17 protein-coding genes and 3 tRNA genes are annotated in these 18,511 nt (G+C 66.8%); 13 read left to right on the top strand and 7 right to left on the bottom strand.

Annotated elements, in window-relative coordinates; genetic code table 11:
- Positions 1–8 precede the first annotated feature (8 nt).
- Positions 9–731 (top strand): 2-C-methyl-D-erythritol 4-phosphate cytidylyltransferase, encoded by a 723-nt coding sequence (gene ispD / locus BMY35_RS19215; RefSeq protein WP_093202391.1) that lies wholly within the window; start codon positions 9–11, stop codon positions 729–731.
- The gene (gene ispF / locus BMY35_RS19210) at positions 728–1,216 is read left to right on the top strand and encodes a 2-C-methyl-D-erythritol 2,4-cyclodiphosphate synthase (RefSeq protein ID WP_093202389.1); all 489 of its coding nucleotides are present in this window, start codon (positions 728–730) and stop codon (positions 1,214–1,216) included. The genes ispD and ispF overlap by 4 nt, the downstream gene beginning before the upstream one ends.
- Positions 1,217–1,234: 18 nt before the next feature.
- Here the strand turns inward: ispF and BMY35_RS19205 are convergent, their stop codons facing one another.
- Complete coding sequence (locus BMY35_RS19205) at positions 1,235–2,659, bottom strand: sensor histidine kinase (protein ID WP_093202386.1); 1,425 nt, start codon at positions 2,657–2,659, stop codon at positions 1,235–1,237.
- Between the two features lie 74 nt (positions 2,660–2,733).
- A complete protein-coding gene (gene ompR / locus BMY35_RS19200) occupies positions 2,734–3,465 on the bottom strand; it encodes an osmolarity response regulator transcription factor OmpR (RefSeq protein ID WP_007837017.1) in 732 nt (243 codons plus the stop codon).
- Between the two features lie 172 nt (positions 3,466–3,637).
- Here ompR and BMY35_RS19195 point away from each other — a divergent pair, with 172 nt between their 5' ends.
- The gene (locus tag BMY35_RS19195; RefSeq protein WP_093202384.1) at positions 3,638–3,997 is read left to right on the top strand and encodes a hypothetical protein; all 360 of its coding nucleotides are present in this window, start codon (positions 3,638–3,640) and stop codon (positions 3,995–3,997) included.
- A gap of 77 nt (positions 3,998–4,074) precedes the next feature.
- Positions 4,075–4,785, top strand: coding sequence for an SIMPL domain-containing protein (locus BMY35_RS19190; protein WP_093202381.1), 711 nt, complete (start codon positions 4,075–4,077; stop codon positions 4,783–4,785).
- 27 nt (positions 4,786–4,812) lie between these two features.
- On the opposite strand, the gene BMY35_RS19185 is transcribed toward BMY35_RS19190, so the two are convergent.
- Positions 4,813–5,583 (bottom strand): 3-hydroxybutyrate dehydrogenase, encoded by a 771-nt coding sequence (locus BMY35_RS19185; RefSeq protein ID WP_093202924.1) that lies wholly within the window; start codon positions 5,581–5,583, stop codon positions 4,813–4,815.
- Between the two features lie 26 nt (positions 5,584–5,609).
- Here BMY35_RS19185 and BMY35_RS19180 point away from each other — a divergent pair, with 26 nt between their 5' ends.
- From BMY35_RS19180 to rimO, 6 genes are all read left to right on the top strand, one after another.
- Complete coding sequence (locus BMY35_RS19180; protein ID WP_093202378.1) at positions 5,610–6,614, top strand: alpha/beta fold hydrolase; 1,005 nt, start codon at positions 5,610–5,612, stop codon at positions 6,612–6,614.
- Positions 6,615–6,676: 62 nt separating this feature from the next.
- Positions 6,677–8,866: a RelA/SpoT family protein gene (locus BMY35_RS19175; protein WP_256228957.1), complete on the top strand. Its 2,190-nt coding sequence runs from the start codon at positions 6,677–6,679 to the stop codon at positions 8,864–8,866.
- A gap of 48 nt (positions 8,867–8,914) precedes the next feature.
- A tRNA-Val gene (locus BMY35_RS19170) sits at positions 8,915–8,991 on the top strand.
- Positions 8,992–9,218: 227 nt separating this feature from the next.
- The gene (locus BMY35_RS19165; protein ID WP_256228840.1) at positions 9,219–9,530 is read left to right on the top strand and encodes a hypothetical protein; all 312 of its coding nucleotides are present in this window, start codon (positions 9,219–9,221) and stop codon (positions 9,528–9,530) included.
- Between the two features lie 74 nt (positions 9,531–9,604).
- Complete coding sequence (gene phaR / locus BMY35_RS19160; protein ID WP_093202373.1) at positions 9,605–10,165, top strand: polyhydroxyalkanoate synthesis repressor PhaR; 561 nt, start codon at positions 9,605–9,607, stop codon at positions 10,163–10,165.
- A 78-nt stretch (positions 10,166–10,243) separates the two neighbouring features.
- A complete protein-coding gene (gene rimO / locus BMY35_RS19155) occupies positions 10,244–11,650 on the top strand; it encodes a 30S ribosomal protein S12 methylthiotransferase RimO (RefSeq protein WP_093202370.1) in 1,407 nt (468 codons plus the stop codon).
- 81 nt (positions 11,651–11,731) lie between these two features.
- On the opposite strand, the gene BMY35_RS19150 is transcribed toward rimO, so the two are convergent.
- Positions 11,732–11,816 (bottom strand) — tRNA-Leu (locus tag BMY35_RS19150).
- A 209-nt stretch (positions 11,817–12,025) separates the two neighbouring features.
- Positions 12,026–12,110 (bottom strand) — tRNA-Leu (locus tag BMY35_RS19145).
- An 81-nt stretch (positions 12,111–12,191) separates the two neighbouring features.
- On the opposite strand from BMY35_RS19145, the gene rnr reads away from it, so the two are divergent.
- Positions 12,192–14,462, top strand: a complete 2,271-nt coding sequence (gene rnr, locus BMY35_RS19140; protein WP_371287181.1) for a ribonuclease R — start codon at positions 12,192–12,194, stop codon at positions 14,460–14,462.
- Positions 14,463–14,519: 57 nt separating this feature from the next.
- Positions 14,520–15,284: an SDR family oxidoreductase gene (locus BMY35_RS19135; RefSeq protein WP_093202368.1), complete on the top strand. Its 765-nt coding sequence runs from the start codon at positions 14,520–14,522 to the stop codon at positions 15,282–15,284.
- Between the two features lie 6 nt (positions 15,285–15,290).
- Here the strand turns inward: BMY35_RS19135 and BMY35_RS19130 are convergent, their stop codons facing one another.
- Complete coding sequence (locus BMY35_RS19130; RefSeq protein WP_093202365.1) at positions 15,291–16,751, bottom strand: NAD(P)H-hydrate dehydratase; 1,461 nt, start codon at positions 16,749–16,751, stop codon at positions 15,291–15,293.
- Positions 16,752–16,792: 41 nt separating this feature from the next.
- On the opposite strand from BMY35_RS19130, the gene BMY35_RS19125 reads away from it, so the two are divergent.
- Entirely contained in the window at positions 16,793–17,221 is a 429-nt protein-coding gene (locus BMY35_RS19125) for a hypothetical protein (protein ID WP_093202363.1), read from the top strand.
- Here BMY35_RS19125 and BMY35_RS19120 read toward each other — a convergent pair.
- Positions 17,211–18,464 carry a D-amino acid dehydrogenase gene (locus tag BMY35_RS19120; protein ID WP_093202360.1) on the bottom strand — a complete coding sequence of 418 codons (1,254 nt, stop codon included), beginning with the start codon at positions 18,462–18,464 and terminating at the stop codon, positions 17,211–17,213. The two genes, BMY35_RS19125 and BMY35_RS19120, sit on opposite strands and share 11 nt — an antisense overlap.
- Positions 18,465–18,511 lie beyond the last annotated feature (47 nt).

Here is an 18,511-nt window from a genome sequence, read left to right as displayed (position 1 = left end):
CAGGGCCCATGTCCTCTTCCCGACTTTTCGTGCTGATCCCGTGCGCCGGCTCCGGCCACCGCGCGGGGCATGCGCAGTCCACGCAGCCCAAGCAGTACCGGCGCCTGGCCGGACTGCCGATGGTGGCCCATACGCTGGAGGCTTTCCGCGCAATGGCGGGGCGCTTCGCCGGGCTGGCGCTGGTGGTGTCGCCGGACGATCGGGACGTGGATGCGGTGCTGCCGCGCTTTCCCTCGGAGAACGAATACCTGCTGCGCGTGGGCGGCGTGACCCGTGCGGCCACGGTGCGCAACGGCTTGGTGGCGCTGCGGCAGAAGGGCGCCGGCGCGCACGACTGGGTGCTGGTGCACGACGCGGCGCGCTGCCTCGTCACCTCCAGCCAGATCGAGGCGCTGATCGCCGCCTGCGAGCACGACGCCGTCGGCGGCCTGTTGGCGCAGCGGCTGGCGGACACGTTGAAGTCGTCCACCGCCGAGAGCCGCGTGGCCCAGACCCTGTCGCGCGCCGACAAGTGGCTGGCCCAGACGCCGCAGATGTTCCGCATCGGCATGCTGCTCGACGCGCTGGAGCGCACCGGAGACGCCGTGACCGACGAGGCCAGCGCGATCGAGGCCGTCGGCCTGTCGCCGTTGCTGGTGCCGGGTAGCGCGCAGAATTTCAAGGTGACCTTTCCCGAAGACTTCGCGCTGGCCGAAGCGGTGCTGCTGGGCCGCAGGAAGGGGCTGGCATGACAGGCGCATTCAACATCCGCATCGGCGAGGGCTGGGACGTCCACCAGCTGGTGGCGGGGCGCAAGCTGATCCTGGGCGGCGTCGAGGTGCCGCACACCACCGGCCTGCTGGGGCATTCGGATGCCGACGTGCTTCTGCACGCGATCACCGACGCGCTGCTGGGCGGCGCGGGGCTCGGCGACATCGGCCGGCACTTTCCGGACACCGATCCGCAGTTTCGCGGCGCCGATTCGGCGGTGCTGCTGGCCGAGGCGGCGCGCAGGGTGCGCGCGGCCGGCTGGGAGATCGGCAACGTCGACAGCACCGTGATCGCGCAGGCGCCCAAGCTCGCGCCGCACATTCCGCTGATGTGCCAGCGCATCGCCGACACGCTGGGCGTGACGCTGGAGCAGGTGAACGTGAAGGCCAAGACGGCCGAGAAGCTGGGCCCGGTGGGCGAGGGCCGCGCGATGGAGGCCCGCGCGGCCGTTCTGCTCCACAGATAAGAAAGACGCTGCCGGCGCTCAGGCCGGCTTCTTGGCGCCGCTGCCCTGCGGTTCGCCGGGCTTGATGCCGGGCGGCATCGCGCGCGGCATGCGGATATGCGCCGCCAGGCCGCGGCCCGGCGTGCTCGTCAGCGCGAAGGTGCCGCCCATGCGCTCGATGTTCTTCGCCACGATCGACAGGCCCAGCCCCGCGCCGGCGGCCGAGGTGCGGGCCGCGTCGCCGCGGAAGAAGGGCTTGGTCAGCTGCGCGAGCAGGGCGGGCTCGACGCCGGCGCCATGGTCGCGCACCTTGATGAGCACCGCGTCGTTGTTGGCCTGCGCCTGGATCGTCACGTCTGCAACGCCGGTGGAGGGCGTCTTGCCGTAGCGCCGCGCGTTCTCAACCAGGTTGGAGATGACGCGCGTGAGCTCGACCTCGTCGCCCATCACGCGCAGGTCGGGCGGCACCTCGACCTTGATGTTCATCTCCTCGTAGTCCTGCACGGCGTAGGTGCAGGCATCGACCACGTCGCGCAGCAGCACCGGCTTGGGGTCGACGTGGTCGGGCCGGGCGTAGTCGAGGAACTTGTCGATGATCGCGTCGAGCTGGGCGATGTCGGCGGCCATGTGGTCGCGCGCGTCCTCGTCGGCCACGCTCATCTCGGTTTCCAGCCGCAGCCGGGCCAGCGGCGTTCGCAGGTCGTGCGAGATGCCGGCCAGCATGATGGCGCGGTCCTGCTCGATCTTGGCGAGCTGGTCGGCCATGCGGTTGAAGCCGATGTTGACCGCGCGGATCTCGTTGGTGCGGGCGCGCTCGTCGAGCCGGTGCGCCTCGTACTCGCCCTCGCGCACCTGCATGGTCGCGCGCGACAGCTGCTTGAGAGGCAGGTTGATGAGCCGCGTGATCAGTGCCGCGCCGGCCAGCGACAGCGCCATGGCGGTGCTGAGCCACACCAGCCAGGTGCGTCCGCCCACGCGGCTGAAGCGCGTGGGGTCGAGCAGCAGCCAGTAGGTGTCGCTCTCGATGGTGAAGCCGATCCACAGGCCGGCCTCGTCGTTCACGCGGCTTGCAACCGTGGTGCCTTCGCCGAGCTGGTCGATCAGCTCCTCGGTCACGCGCAGGTCGAGAGCGCCGCTGGTGTAGGGCTGGAAGCGGTCGTTGGGCTCGCGCGGCAGGATGCGCACGCCCTCCTGGTCGGCCAGCGTCTTGATCAGCGACACCCGGGTGATGGCGTCGGAATACACCAGCGCCGCGCGCGTGAGGTTCACGAGCGAGGCGATCTGGTGCGCCGTCTGGATGGCGCGCGGCTCGTATTCGAGCGAGCGGAAAGTCTGCAGCCAGGCGACCGTACAGCCGATCAGCAGCAGTGCGAGCAGAAAGAAGGTGCGCCAGAAAAGGCTGAAGCCCAGCTTGAGGCCGGGGCGGCGGTCACGTTGCGCGCTCGCTTCGAGCGGGCTCGGCATCGTGACCTGCGCGCCGTCCTCCTGGGCAGCGCCTGGTCCGGTGGTTTGGCCGACGGCCACCTGTCAACGTGGTATCAGGCCGTGCCGTCCGGCACGAACACGTAGCCCACGCCCCAGACGGTCTGGATGTAGCGGGGCGCAGCGGCATCGGATTCGACGAGCTTGCGCAGGCGCGAGATCTGCACGTCCAGGCTGCGGTCGAAGGGCTCGAACTCGCGGCCGCGCGCCAGCTGGGCGAGCTTTTCGCGCGACAGCGGCTGGCGCGGATGGCGCACCAGCGCCTTCAGCATGGCGAACTCGCCGGTGGTCAGCGAGAGTTCTTCGCCGTCCTTCTTCAGGGTGCGGGAGCCGAGGTCGAAGGCGAACGGGCCGAAGGTGACGGTCTCGTTCTCGGTGGAGGGAGCACCCGGCGCCTCGAGCGGCGGGCGGCGGCGCAGCACTGCGTGGACGCGGGCCAGCAGTTCGCGCGGGTTGAAGGGCTTGCCGAGGTAGTCGTCGGCGCCGACCTCGAGGCCGACGATGCGGTCAACGTCCTCGCCCTTGGCGGTGAGCATGATGATCGGCGTGCGGTCGTTGGCGGCACGCAGGCGGCGGCAGACGGAGAGGCCGTCCTCGCCGGGCATCATCAGGTCGAGCACGATCAGGTCGACCGTGTCGCGCAACAGGATGCGGTTGAGCGCCTTGCCGTCCTCGGCCACGATCACTTCGAAGCCTTCCTGCGTCAGGTAGCGGCGCAGCAGGTCGCGGATGCGGGCGTCGTCGTCGACGATCACGATCTTGTCGGTGCGAGCGGGAACTTGAGTCATTTCTACAACGTTGAATTTGTAACAGGGCCGATTCTGAAGGCGTTGAGGGTTCGTTGAGCCGGATTTACTTATGGTTTGACACTAAGTTACAAAACTTGCGGACGTTCGCGGTCTGGTCATCCGACGTTAGCGAGGTGATGGCAAAGTCGCGCTTCCTGCCGACTTCCAATCAATGAGACGTCCTACATTCGCGTTGCCGTTCTTCCTCGTATTCGCCTGCGGTCCGTCGCTGGCGGTGTCTGGCGATCTGTTCAGGGTGGGCGAGGTCCGGCGCAATGAGGTCAGGGACGCCGTTGCCGCCCACAGGGCCGCGCAACGCGAGGAAGTCCGCCGCGGAGAGGCCATTGCCGGACGACGCCTCACTCCCGCCGAACTGTTCGAGCTGCGTCAGCAGGTTCGCGGCCAATGGACCCCGCCCGCCGCGGGTGCTTTGCTCAATTCGGCAGAATCGCAGCCGGCCGAGCGGATCGTGCCGGTGCCACCGGCCGCGGCCCGCCAGCTGCCTGTCGCGCCGCGCAGCGAACGCCGCTGAGACAGCGCGCGATGCGCCGGCCTGCCTTCTCGGGGCAGGCCTGTCTGTCTTTCATATCAATTCGGGAGAACCTTGCCATGAAGAAGAAAATCAAACTGCTCGCGGCCTGTGCCGCCCTGGCCACGGCCGGCACTGCCCTGGCCCAGAACGCCGTCACGCCGGCTCCCCAGAACGTGCTGCAGCTCACCGCATCGGGTGCGGTCGAAGTCCAGCAGGACATGCTGAGCATGACGCTCGTGACCACCCGCGACGCGACCGACGCTGTCACCGTGCAGACGCAGCTGAAGGCCGCGCTCGACGCCGCGCTGGCCGAAGCGAAGAAGAATGCCCAGGCGGGCCAACTCGACGTGCGCACCGGCAACTTCAGCCTGTCGCCGCGCTACACCAAGGACGGCAAGATCGGCGGCTGGCAGGGCTCGACCGAGCTGGTGCTCGAAGGTCGCGACTTCCCGCGCATCACCCAGACGGCAGGGCGCATCACCACGCTCAGCGTGGGCAACGTCGGCTTCGGCCTGAGCCGCGAACAGCGCGCCAAGACCGAGACCGAGGCGCAGACCATCGCCATCCAGAACTTCAAGCAGAAGGCCGACGAGCTCGCCAAGGGCTTCGGCTTCAGCGGCTACACGCTGCGCGAGGTGTCGGTGAACGCGAGCGACAACGGCCCGATCCGCCCGCGCATGATGGCGGTGCAGGCCAAGTCGTTCTCGTCGGCCGATTCGGCCGTGCCGGTCGAGGCCGGCAAGACCAGCGTGACGGTGAGCGTGTCGGGCTCGGTGCAGCTCAAATAAGGGAAACGCGTACCGCGGGGCTACCCATTACTGGGCAGTCCAGCCGCCGTCCATGGCCCAGGCAACGCCCCGGACCTGGTCGGCAGCCGGCGAGCACAGGAAGACGGCCAGGCCGCCCAGCTGCTCGACGGTGGTGAACTGCAGCGAAGGCTGCTTTTCGCCCAGCAGGTCGTTCTGCGCCTGCGCGGCCGTGATGCCTTCGCGCGCCGCGCGGTCGTCGATCTGCTTCTGTACCAGCGCGGTCAGCACCCAGCCCGGGCAGATGGCATTGACGGTGACGCCGGTGGTCGCGGTTTCGAGTGCCACGGCCTTGGTCAGGCCCACGACGCCGTGCTTGGCCGCCACGTAGGCCGACTTCTGCGCCGAAGCCACGAGGCCGTGCGCCGATGCGATGTTGATGACCCGGCCCCAGTTCGCTTCGCGCATCGCGGGGATCGCCAGGCGCGTGGTGTGGAAGGCGCTGCTGAGGTTGATCGCGATGATGGCGTCCCAACGTTCGGTGGGGAAATCTTCCACCTTGGCCACGTGCTGGATGCCGGCGTTGTTCACGAGGATGTCGACGCGGCCGAACTTCGACGCGGCGAACTTCATCATGTCATCGATCTGTTCCGGCTTGCTCATGTCGGCGCCGTGGTATTCGGCGCGAACGCCGAGTGCTTCGACCTCGGCCCTGGGGGCCGAGGCATCGCCGAAGCCGTTGAGCACGATGTTTGCACCCTGTTGGGCGAGGGACTTGGCGACAGCGAGGCCGATGCCACTGGTGGACCCCGTGACAAGCGCGGTTTTGCCTTTGAGCATGAAGATCAATCTCCGGATGAATTAGGATGCGACGAGACAATTATCAGCACCAGAACAAGATTGTTTCCATGATCGAGCCGACGCTTCATTACGTGGCGTGCGATGACGCCCAGGGCGGCCACCGCATGGCCTATTGGCAATGGGGCGACGCGCGCAGCGCACACGTCGTTGTCTGCGTGCACGGTCTCACCCGGCAGGGCCGCGATTTCGACCTGCTGGCGCAGGCCATCGTGGCGCGCGCCGGCGGCGACGTGCGCGTGGTCTGCCCCGACGTGGCGGGCCGAGGGCGCAGCGACTGGTTGCGCGATCCTTCCCTATATCAGGTGCCGGTGTACGCGGCCGACATGGTTGCGCTGATTGCGCAGCTGCATCGCGAGCAGCCCGTCGACACGCTCGACTACCTCGGTACCAGCATGGGCGGGCTGATCGGCTTCGTGCTCGCCGGGCACAAGGAGCTGCCGCTGGCCCGTTCCATCCGTCGCTTCGTGGCGAACGACGTTGGCCCGACGATCGAGCCGGTCGCGTTGCAGCGCATCGGCGCCTATGTCGGCAAGAACGGCAGCTTCGAGAGCGAGCAGGCGGCGGCCGATGCCATGTGGGCGCTGTCGACCACCTTCGGTCCCCACACGCCGGCCCAGTGGCTGGAGTTGTCGCGGCATATGGTGGTGCCTGCCTCGCAGCGCACGGCTGACGGCTCGGCGAAGGTCGAGGCGAGCGGTGGCGAAGACGGCCGCTGGCTGCTTCACTACGACCCGGCCATCGGCGTCGCGCTTCGCGCCATCACGCCCGAGGCCGCGGCGCAGGGCGGTGCGATCATGTGGAGCCTGTACGACGCCATCACGGCGCGCACGCTGCTCACGCGCGGCGCCGAGTCGGATCTGCTGTCGCGCGAAACGGCCTTGGCCATGACGCAGCGCGGCCCGCACGCAACCCTGGTCGAGTTCGAGGGCGTGGGCCATGCGCCGACCTTCGTCGACCCCGCACAGATCGCCGCCGTCACCAACTTCCTTTTCGACCCATCGAGCGATTGAGCGAGCGAAGCGTGAAGCGCGATTCTTCGAGTCTCCAGACGGCATCCGCGTCCGACGCGGTCATGGTCGACTATCCGCTGTCCGCGGCCACTGCCGAGCGCACGCCGGTGATGGAGAACATGCTGGCGCGCGCTCGCGCCTTCGCCGAGCCCCTGATCGCCGACGAGAAGCTCGACACCGGCGAGAACACGCTCGCGCATGCCGACGCGGTGGCTGGCATCGTCGCGAAGATGGGCGGCTCCGAGGCCATGCAGGCCGCGAGCTACCTGGTCTATTCGTGCCAGCACCTGAATCGCCCGCAGGAAGTGATCGCCAAGGTGTTCGGCGACAACTTCGCGGCGCTGGCGGTCGAGACGACCAAGCTGGTTCGAGTGCAGGAACAGGCGCGCTCGGCGTCGCAGGGGCATCACGGAGAAGGTGCCGGCGCGCAGACCGAGAACGTGCGCAAGATGCTGCTCGCGTTCTCGCGCGACCTGCGCGTGGTGATGTTGCGGCTGGCTTCGCGCCTGCAGACGCTGAGGCATGCGGCAGCGAGCAAGCGGCCGGCGCCCGAGGGTGTGGCGCGCGAGTCGCTGCAGGTGTTCGCGCCGCTGGCCAACCGGCTGGGCATCTGGCAGGTGAAGTGGGAGATCGAGGATCTCTCGTTCCGCTTCCTCGAGCCCGAGACCTACAAGCTGATCGCGCGCCTGCTCGACGAGAAGCGCATCGAGCGCGAAGGGCATGTCGAGCAGTTGCGCTCGCAGCTCGAGCGTGAGCTGCAGGCCGAAGGCGTCAAGGCCGCGGTGCAGGGGCGGCCGAAGAACATCTACAGCATCGTGAAGAAGATGCGCGGCAAGTCGCTCGACTTCGCCCAGGTCTTCGACATCCTCGCGCTGCGCGTGGTGGTGCCCGACGTCAAGGACTGCTATGCCGCGCTGGCGTGGGTGCATTCGCACTTCCAGCCTATCGACGAGGAGTTCGACGACTACATCGCGCGGCCCAAGCCCAATGGCTATCAGTCGCTGCACACGGTGGTGCGCGAGCTGGTGGACGGCAAGGCGGGCAAGCCCATCGAGATCCAGATCCGCACTGAAGAAATGCATGACCACGCCGAGCATGGCGTGGCCGCTCACTGGGCCTACAAGGAAGCGGGCCACAAGGGCTACGCGGGCGTGTGGGCCAGCGGCGAGTACGACGCGAAGATCGCCGTGCTGCGGCAACTGCTGGCGTGGGAGCGTGATCTCTCTGGCGGCCTGCAGGGGCAGGGCCTGTTCGACGACCGCATCTATGTACTGACGCCCGATGCCGCCATCGTCGAGCTGCCGCAGGGCGCGACGCCCGTGGACTTCGCCTACACGGTGCACACCACGCTGGGGCATCGCTGCCGCGGGGCGCGTGTCGATGGCGCGATGGTGCCGCTGAACACGCCGCTGTCGAACGGACAGACGGTGGAGATCATCGCGGCCAAGGAGGGCGGGCCTTCGCGCGACTGGCTCAATGCGGAGCTTGGCTATCTGGCCAGCCATCGTGCGCGCGCGAAGGTGCGCGCATGGTTCAACGCGCAGATCACGCACGAGACCGTGGCGCGCGGACGCGAGGCGGTCGAGAAGCTGCTGCAGCGCGAAGGCAAGACGGCGGTGCGGCTCGAGGACCTGGCTTCGCAGCTGGGCTTCAAATCGGCGGACCACCTGTTCGAAGTGGTGGGCAAGGACGAGTTCTCCCTGCGCAACATCGAAGCCTTGCTGCGGCCGCCGGAGCCCGCACCCGGGCCCGACGACGGCGTGCTCATCAAGAAGGCGCGCGGCAGCGAGAAATCGGGCAAGGGCGGCGTGCTCGTGGTGGGCGTGTCTTCGTTGATGACGCAGCTCGCCAAGTGCTGCAAGCCGGCACCGCCTGACGCCATTCGTGGCTTCGTCACGCGGGGCCATGGCGTGAGCGTGCATCGCAGCGACTGCAGCAACTTCCGCATGATGGCTGCGAAAGATGGCGAGCGCGTCATCGACGTGGAGTGGGGTGCCGCGAAGAAGGGCGCCGATGCGCCTGTGTATGCGGTGGACGTGGCTGTCGAGGCAGCGGATCGTCAGGGCCTGCTGCGCGACATCTCCGATGTGTTCGCGCGCGAGAAGATGAATGTGATCGGCGTGCAGACGCAGTCGATCAAGGGCACCGCGTGGATGACGTTCACTGTCGAAATCGCCGATGCCGCGCGTCTCACGCAGGTCCTCGGACTGGTCACTGCAGTTATTGGTGTGCGATCTGCACGTCGTCGCTGAAAAACGCGATTTCTCCTGCTACAATAACTGCTTCTCGGACACATCCTTAGGCGCGTAGCTCAGCTGGTTAGAGCACCACCTTGACATGGTGGGGGTCGTTGGTTCGAGTCCAATCGCGCCTACCAATTTCTGTTTCAACCCCGGCCAACCACCGGTTCAGTCGAACAGAGCATGCACCGGGTTCCCCGGTGCACATATCGTCCCTTGTGGTGATGCAGACAAAGACCCTTGGCATGTTCTTGTGCTACCTTGGTCACTCTGCAACTACATTCCATTTTTCTTGATAAGCGATCCGATAAATACGCGATCAACCTTCGTTGATCGGGCTCATGCCGACAAGCGGCTGACAGCATTGCTCAAGCAGGCTCCCATCGAGTTTGCGCGTGCTGTGTACGGCATCAATGACTACGAAAGCGGTCGCACCGACACCATGGCAGCGCGTGAAGTGGCGCGCGCCCAACGCCAGGGCATGCCCCTGACCGAGGAGCGTGCCGAACAGCGCGCCCGTGCCTATCTGCCGACGGTCGGGCAAGAGCATTGCCCGCGATGCTGGGTCGTCTACGGGCAGAAAACCCCGCTGCGGTTTCGCGAGGCAGACGAAGAGCGGCCCGAGGTTGCTGGTTGCCATGCATGCGGCGCGGAGTACGCAACATCGGTGGATTGAGAAAAGTGCCGCAGCCGGTCAGGGTAAACCTTGTCGCGACGCAGCAAAACCGCTCCCTAGAATCATCCGATGACATGGGCGTCCATGTGAAGGAGTCCGCAGTGCAGAGCAAGAAGTCCGGGGCGAAACCGGTGCAGCGTGTGATCAAGAAGTACCCGAACAGAAGGCTCTACGACACCGAGACATCCACGTACATCACGCTGACCGAGGTGAAGCAGCTGGTCATCCAGAATGCCCAGTTCGTGGTGCGTGATGCCAAGACCGGCGACGACCTCACGCGCAGCATCCTGCTGCAGATCATTCTTGAAGAAGAGGCGGGCGGCGCGCCGATGTTCACCGAGCAGGTGCTGGCCAACATCATCCGTTTCTACGGGCAGGCGATGCAGGGCTACATGGGCCCGTATCTCGAGAAGAACATCCAGGCCATGACCGAGGTGCAGGCACAGCTTGCCGAAAAGGCCGAAGGCCTGACGCCCGAGATGTGGGCTCGCTTCATGACCATGCAGTCGCCGATGCTGCAGGGGCTGATGGGCAGCTACGTCGAGCAATCGAAGAATGTCTTTCTGCAGATGCAGGAGCAGATGCAGAAGAACACCGAACAGGTGCTGGGGGCCTTTGGCATCAAGCGCTCCTGATCGACGTGCAGGCGACCGGAAGAGGAGACTGACCGGTCGATGCCCCGCCGTCACCGATAGCTGGGACAATAGAGGCATATGAGCGAAGTTGCCTCCCCCGAACGTACGGCCACGCCGACCGCCCCCAAGGTCGGATTCGTGAGCCTGGGCTGCCCCAAGGCCCTTACCGATTCCGAATTGATCCTGACCCAGTTGAGCGCGGAGGGTTATCAGACCGCCAAGACTTTCGAGGGCGCCGACCTGGTGATCGTCAACACCTGCGGCTTCATCGACGATGCCGTGAAGGAAAGCCTCGACACCATCGGCGAAGCGCTCGCCGAGAACGGCCGCGTGATCGTCACCGGCTGCCTGGGTGCCAAGACCGGCGACCAGGGCGGCAATCTGGTGCGCCAGATGCATCCGAGCGTGCTTGCCGTGACCGGTCCGCACGCCACGCAGGAGGTGATGGATGCGGTGCATGCCAACCTGCCGAAGCCGCACGACCCATTCATCGACCTGGTGCCGAACACCTTCGGTGTCGCGGGGCTCAAGCTGACACCGCGGCACTATGCGTACCTGAAGATCAGCGAGGGCTGCAACCATCGCTGCACCTTCTGCATCATTCCCTCGATGCGCGGCGACCTCGTGTCGCGGCCCGTGGGCGATGTGCTGAGCGAGGCCAAGGCCTTGTTCGAAGGCGGCGTGAAGGAGCTGCTGGTGATCAGCCAGGATACCTCGGCCTATGGCGTCGACGTGAAGTACCGCACGGGGTTCTGGGATGGCAAGCCGGTCAAGACCCGCATGCTCGAACTGGTGCGCACGCTGGGCGAAATCGCCGAGCCGTACGGTGCCTGGGTTCGCCTGCACTATGTGTACCCGTACCCGAGCGTCGACGAAATCATTCCGTTGATGGCGAGCGGACAGGTGCTGCCGTACCTCGACGTGCCCTTGCAGCACAGTCATCCCGATGTTCTGAGGCGCATGAAGCGCCCGGCTAGCGGTGAGAAGAACCTGGAGCGGCTGGCGCGTTGGCGCGAGGTGTGCCCGGAGCTCGTGATCCGCAGCACTTTCATCGCGGGCTTCCCCGGCGAGACGGAGCAGGAGTTCGAGCATCTGCTCGACTTCATCCGCGAGGCGGAGATCGATCGTGCCGGTTGCTTTGCGTACAGCTCGGTCGAGGGTGCCACGGCGAACGACATTCCGGGCATGCTGCCCGAGGCCGAGCGCGAGGCGCGCCGTGCGCGTTTCATGGAGGTGGCCGAAGCCGTGTCGATCGCCAAGCTGCAAAGGCGCATCGGCTCGACGATGCAGGTGCTGGTCGACTCGGCGCCTGGCATGGGCCGCAAGGGCGGGGTGGGGCGCACGTATGCCGATGCACCGGAAATCGACGGAACGGTCCGGTTGCTGCCGCCCGAGAAGATCAGCAAGACGCTGAAGGTGGGTGAGTTCACCCGCGCGCGCATCGTGGGTGCCGAGGGCCACGACCTGATCGCACTGCCCGTTTGATGCAGATCCGGATGAGCAAGAAAAAAGCCACCGGAGACCGGTGGCTTCTTTCGGATGACCTGGCGGGGGTCAATTCGGATCTGGTGCCCAGAAGAGGACTCGAACCTCCACGATGTTACTCGCTAGTACCTGAAACTAGTGCGTCTACCAATTCCGCCATCTGGGCAGTTTCTGCTTTTCAGCAAAGACTGCGAGTATACACAATTTGTCGCGATGGCCTGAAAAAAACGGGCTGCGCAGAAAAAATTTGGCACTGGTCCGGCTCTTGCCTGTCCGGTTGCGCCGGCCGTTCGATGCGGATTCGATCGGCAATGAAAAAAGCCACCGGAGACCGGTGGCTTGAATCGATTGACCCGGTAAAGGTCTGTTTAAACTTGGTGCCCAGAAGAGGACTCGAACCTCCACGATGTTACTCGCTAGTACCTGAAACTAGTGCGTCTACCAATTCCGCCATCTGGGCCCACGTAGTTGCAGAAGCAACTGCGTTTTGAATTTCAGGAAAGAAGGAGATCATATCAAAAATAACGTTACTTCCAGCGGCCTGCTGGATGAAATCGAAGGAACTGTTCAAGGACATCGCGACGGGCACGGCTTCGTGCAGCGCGACGACGGCGAGGCAGACATCTACCTGCCTCCGAATGAGATGCGCGCGGTGCTGCACAAGGACCGCGTCAAGGCGCGCATCGTGCGCCAGGACCGCCGCGGCCGTCCCGAGGGGCGCGTGGTGGAAATCGTCGAGCGTCCCGAGCAGCCCATCATCGGTCGCCTGTTGCACGAAGGTGGCATCTGGCTCGTGGCGCCGGAAGACAAGCGCTACGGCCAGGACGTCCTGATTCCCAAGGGCGCAACCGGCCCCGCGAAGGTGGGGCAGGTCGTGGTCGTGCAGCTCACCGAGCCGCCGGCGCTGTTCGGTCAGCCCGTGGGCCGTGTGAAAGAGGTGTTGGGCGAGATCGACGACCCCGGCATGGAGATCGAGATCGCCGTGCGCAAGTACGGCGTGCCGCACGAGTTTTCCGCGGAATGCCTGGCAGCCGCCAAGGCGTTGCCCGAGAAGGTCCGCCCCGCCGACAAGAAGGGCCGCGTCGACCTCACCGACATTCCTCTCGTCACCATCGACGGCGAGGATGCCCGCGACTTCGACGACGCCGTCTATTGCGAGCCCGCGAAGGTAGGCCGCGGCAAGGGCTGGCGCCTGCTGGTGGCCATTGCCGACGTCAGCGCCTATGTGCAGACCGGCTCGCCCATCGACATCGATGCCTACGACCGCGCCACCAGCGTCTACTTTCCGCGCCGCGTCATTCCGATGCTGCCCGAGAAGCTGTCGAACGGACTGTGCTCGCTCAACCCCGAGGTCGAACGCCTGTGCATGGTGTGCGACATGCTGGTCGCGGCCGACGGCGAGATCTACGCCTACCAGTTCTATCCGGCCGTGATGTTCAGTCACGCGCGCTTCACGTACACCGAGGTGGCTGCCATCCTCGGCAACACGCGCGGCCCAGAGGCTGCGAAGCGCAAGGAGCGCGTCAAGGACCTGCTGAACCTCGCCGACGTCTACAAGGCGCTGCTCAAGCAGCGCGGCAAGCGCGGAGCTGTCGATTTCGAAACCACCGAGACCCAGATCATCTGCGACGAAGCCGGCCGCATCGAGAAGATCGTGCCTCGCACTCGCAACGAGGCGCATCGCCTGATCGAAGAGGCGATGCTCGCGGCCAACGTCTGCAGCGCCGACTTCATCGCTGAAGGCAAGCACCCGGGCCTGTACCGCGTGCACGAAGGTCCGACGCCCGAGAAGAAGGAAATCCTGCGCGGCTACCTGAAGGCCATGGGCGTGGGCCTGAGCATCACCGACGACCCACGTCCGGGCGAGTTCCAGGCGATCGCAGAGGCCACCAAGGAGCGCCCCGACGCGCAGCAGATCCACACCATGCTGCTGCGCTCGATGCAGCAGGCGATCTATACGCCGATCAACAGCGGCCACTTCGGCCTGGCCTACGAGGCCTACACGCACTTCACGAGCCCGATCCGGCGCTATCCCGACCTGCTGGTGCACCGCGTGATCAAGGCGATCCTCGGCAAGACGCGCTACCAGCTGCCGATGCTGCCCACCCCCGGCGAGGCGCATGCGAAGCTGGCCAAGCGCTTGGCGTCGCGCGTGAAGGCGCCCACTGCAAAGCCGCAGAAGGCCACCGTCGCGCCCAGCAAGGAAGTGATGGCATGGGAGGCCGCCGGCCTGCATTGCAGCGCCAACGAGCGCCGTGCCGACGAGGCCAGCCGCGACGTCGAGGCCTGGCTCAAGTGCAAGTACATGCGCGAGCATCTCGGCGAGGAGTACGGCGGCGTGGTCACCGCGGCCACCACCTTCGGCATCTTCGTCACGCTCGATGCGATGTACGTCGAGGGCCTGGTGCACATCACCGAGCTCGGCGGCGAGTACTTCAAGTTCGACGAGATGCGCCAGGAGCTGCGCGGCGAGCGCACCGGCATCCGCTACGCCATCGGCACGCGGGTGCGCGTGCAGGTGAGCCGCGTCGACCTGGACGGCCGCAAGATCGACTTCCGTCTCGTGCGCGAAGGCGAAGAGCTCGCGGCCCGCGCCATGAAGGACAAGGGTGCGGCATCATCGGGCGTGCCGGTCAAGGCGTCGGCCAAGCGCAGCACGCGCCACAAGGCGGAAGCCGGCAAGGCCGAGCCGCGCGGCGAGCGACCCACCTCGGCCACGGCCGGGGCGCAGTCGGCGATGCAGGCCTTCAAGTCGGCGGTGAAGAAGGCCGCCAGCAAGATGAAGGGCAAGGGGCGCAAGCCGCGCCGCTGACCAGGCCTCGCACCATCGAACGAACCATCGACAACCGAAAAGAAAGAGACAGACAGCATGAGCGCTGAAGACAACAAGGGCCGTATCGCCATCGTCACGGGTGCCGGTTCCGGCATTGGCCGCGCCGCCGCGCTGGCGCTGCTGGGCGACGGCTGGAGCGTGGCGCTGGCGGGTCGCCGCCTCGAGCCGCTGGAGCAGGTGGCGGAAGAGTCGGGTGCCGGCGCGCGCGCTTTCGCCGTGCCGACCGACGTGTCGAACGCGGACTCGGTGCAGGCCCTGTTCGCCGCCACCGTCGAGCGCTTCGGCCGTGTCGACCTGCTGTTCAACAACGCCGGCGTGGGCAACCCGCCGGGCCCGTTCGAGGACTGGACGCCCGAGCAGTGGCAGGGCGTGGTCGACATCAACCTCACCGGCATGTTCTTCTGCATCCAGCAGGCGTTCCGCACGATGAAGGCCCAGACGCCGATGGGCGGCCGCATCATCAACAACGGCTCGATCTCGGCCACGGCGCCGCGTCCGAACTCGGCTGCCTACACGGCAACCAAGCATGCGGTCGAAGGGCTCACCAAGACCGCTTCGCTCGACGGCCGCAAGTACGACATCGCCGTCGGGCAGGTGGACGTGGGCAACGCCATGACCGAGCTGGCCGCACGCATGGCCAAGGGCGTGCCGCAGGCCAACGGCGAGCTCGCCATCGAGCCGTTGATCGACGTCAAGATCGTCGGCCAGTCGGTGCTCTACATGGCGAACCTGCCGCTCGAAGCCAACGTGCTGTTCCACACCATCATGGCGACGAAGATGCCCTTCGTCGGGCGCGGCTGACGCCTCTCAGTCGGGTGCGCGGCGGGCCAGCGCGCCGGCCGTGAGCGGGGCTGCATCGGCCGGCCAGGTGTCGGCGATGCGGCCATGCAGCCAGACGGCTTCGCGCGCCGCGTCGAAAGCCGGTTTTCGCATGGCCAGGGCGGCACCGATCATTCCGGCCAGCACGTCGCCGGTGCCTGCGGTCGCCAGGCGGGCATTGCCGCTCAGGTTGATGACCGGCAGGGTATCGGCGCCGCCGGCAATGACGGTGCCCGAGCCCTTGAGCACCGCCACAACATTGAAGCGCGCGGCGAGGTCGCGTGCCGCGGTCAGCCTGTCGCCTTGAACGTCTCCGACCGTGCAGTTCAGCAGGCGCGCGGCTTCCAGCGGATGCGGCGTGATCACTGTGGGTGCTCCGTCTCTGCCGCGTGATGACAGCTGCGTTTGCAGCACACCATCGGCTGCGATCGCATTGAGTGCATCGGCGTCGAGCACCAGGGCGGCCGCCGTGGAGAGAATGTTCGGCAGCAGCTCGCGAACTGCTTCTCCGCCGCCGCAACCGCAGACCGCCGTCATGCCGGAAAGATCGAGCGTCCGTGCGTCGCGCAACATCAGTTCGGGCTGCGCGGTGTCGACGGGGGCCGCGTTCGGGTCGAGCAAGCCGACGAAGACGCGTCCCGCGCCGCCATGCAGCGCCGCCGAGCCGGCCAGCAATGCGGCTCCGGCCATGTCGGACGCTCCGCCGATCACCGCGACGTCGCCGTAGCTGCCCTTGTGCGATGCGTGGCTGCGCGGTTGCGAGTCGGGCGCTTCCGCGATCCGGGCTGTCGGCCGATCCTTGAATGCGCCGCAGCCGAGGTCATCGAACCAGACCGTGCCTGCCGCGTCACGGCCTTGGGCGGTGAACAAGCCTGGCTTCAAGGTGAGAAAGGTGATGCAGGTGAGAGCCGATTCCCGCGGGTGGCCGGCGCCCTGGGGCAGAGTGCCCGTGTCCGCGTTCAGGCCCGAGGGAACGTCCACGCAAAGTACCGGCTGGCCGCTGGAGTGCATCCGCGCCAGCCACTGCGCCATGGTGCCTTCGGGAGGCCGCGTCGATCCGATGCCGAGCAGCGCATCGATCGCCAGCTCATGGGCCGACGGCGGCGTCGCGGCAAAGGTAACGCCCGCATCGCGGGCACGCTGCAGCGATGCCTTGGCGTCTGGCGGCAACCGGCCTTCCTCTCCCAGAAAGGTGACCACCGGAAAGAAGCCCCGATGCCGCAGCTGCGCCGCGGCTTCGAAGCCGTCGCCGCCGTTGTTTCCCGGCCCGCAGGCAACCCAGATGGTGCGTGCATGCGGCGCGATCGCCATCGCCAGCCGGGCGACCGCAAGACCCGCGCGCTGCATCAGCGTGTGGGCGGGCAGAGCGGCCGCAGCAGCCTGTTCGATGCGACGCGTGGCGGCGATGTCGAACAGATCGGCAGCGGTGGCTGGGGTGATGCGTTGCATCGGCGCATTGTGCCGCCGGGCCGTGTTCCTATCATCCGGGGATGAACTTCAAGAGCGTCGGTTGGCTGCTTGCACTGCTTTTCGCTGCGCTCGCCTCGTTTGTGGCTGCGACATTGGCGTGGATTGCGGGCCTGGGCTGGGTTCTGGGCCTGATGTGCGCCGTGTGGGGTACCTTCCTGCTGGCGGAATTCAAGCGATGGGAGCGGCTGCGCGACATGGCGTGGGCGGCCAATGTCGGCTTCGGCTGCAGCGTGATCCGGTGGTTCGACGTGCCGGGCGAAGCCGCTTCCGGCCTGGCGCGCTGGGCACTGCTGGGTGCGGCTGCGCTCTGCCTGATCTTCTTCGCGGTGCTCGTTCCCGGCTTGCTAGGATGGGCTGCCGGAAAACTACGGCCGCCACCCGAACCCGAACTGCCCGTTGAACAGCCGGCCAGCCCCGAGGCGCTGCGCCGCTGGGGCCCTAGAGACTGAGCCGCTCGACGCCGAGCCCTTCGAGGTCGATTCCCGGCTCCCGTCCGCCGATCAGGTCGCCCAGCACCCGCGCGCTGCCGCACGACAAGGCCCAGCCGCTCGATCCGTGGCCAAGGTTGAGCCACACGCCGGGTATGCCGCTGGCGCCCAGCACGGGTGGGCCGTCGGGCAGCATCGGCCGCGCGCCTTTCCATTGCTGGATGCCGGATTGCAGCGTGGCGGCTCCCGGGAACCAGTCGTGCAGCACCTTGTAGAGCGTCTGCACGGCCGCGGGATTCATCGTGTCCAGCGAGCCGCCGATCTCGGCACTGCCGGCCACGCGCACGCGCTGGCCGAGGCGGGAGATGGCGACCTTGTAGCGCTCGTCCATCACCGCGCTGCGCGGTGCGTTGAGCGGCTCGCGGATCGGCGCGCTCACCGAATGGCCGTAGACCGGCGCCATCGGAATGCGCAGACCCAGCGGGCGCAGCAGCGCCGCCGAGGCCAGGCCGGCGCAGACCACGACCGCGTCATAGCGAACCGGGTCGGAGCCGCTCGCCAGCGACAGCGAGGTGGGGGCGGCGCGGCTCAGCGGTGCGATGTCGCAGTTGAAGTGGAACTGCGCGCCGAACGACTCGGCCTCCCACTTGAGCAGCAGCGCGAACTGGCGGCAGTTGGCCACCTCGTCCTCGGGCAGGTGGATGGCGCCCACCAGCGGGGTGTCGGGGTTGAGGGCCGGCTCGATCAAACGGGCTTCGTCGGCGTCGATTTCCTTGAAGACGCTGCCGGCCGCGCGCAGCACGTCCAGCCCGGGCTGCACCAGCTTCTTGTCGCGCTTGGAGCGCAGCAGCACCATGTAGCCGTCGCTGCGTTCGTAGCTGAGTTCGCGGGCTTCGGTCACCTCGTGCAGCCGGTTGCGGCTGTAGAAGGCCAGGCGCTGCATGCGGGCGCGGTTGGCCAGGTAGGTCTCGAGCTTGCAGGCCTTCTGCCAGCGAGAGAGCCAGCCGAGGTCGCGCGAACCCAGCGGCCAGCGCAGCTTGATGGCGCCGTGAGAAGACAACAGAGAGCGCAGCACCTTGCCGCGCATGCCGGGGCCGGCCCATGGCGTGACGTATCCGGGAGCGACCACGCCAGCGTTGGCGAAGCTGGCTTCCTCGGCGGCAGCGCCGCGGCGCTCGAAGACGGTCACTTCATGGCCGTCGGAAACCAGTTCCCAGGCGGTGGTGACGCCGATGATGCCGGCGCCCACGATCGCGATTTTCATTGAGTGTTCAGGATGAGAGAGATGGCTGGCGCCCGCAGGAGCGGACG

The organism is Variovorax sp. YR750, assembly GCF_900109805.1.
Classification (GTDB): Bacteria; Pseudomonadota; Gammaproteobacteria; order Burkholderiales; family Burkholderiaceae_C; genus Variovorax; species Variovorax gossypii.
Note: the sequence above shows the minus strand (reverse complement) of the source record. Positions and strands in the feature narration are given on the sequence as shown.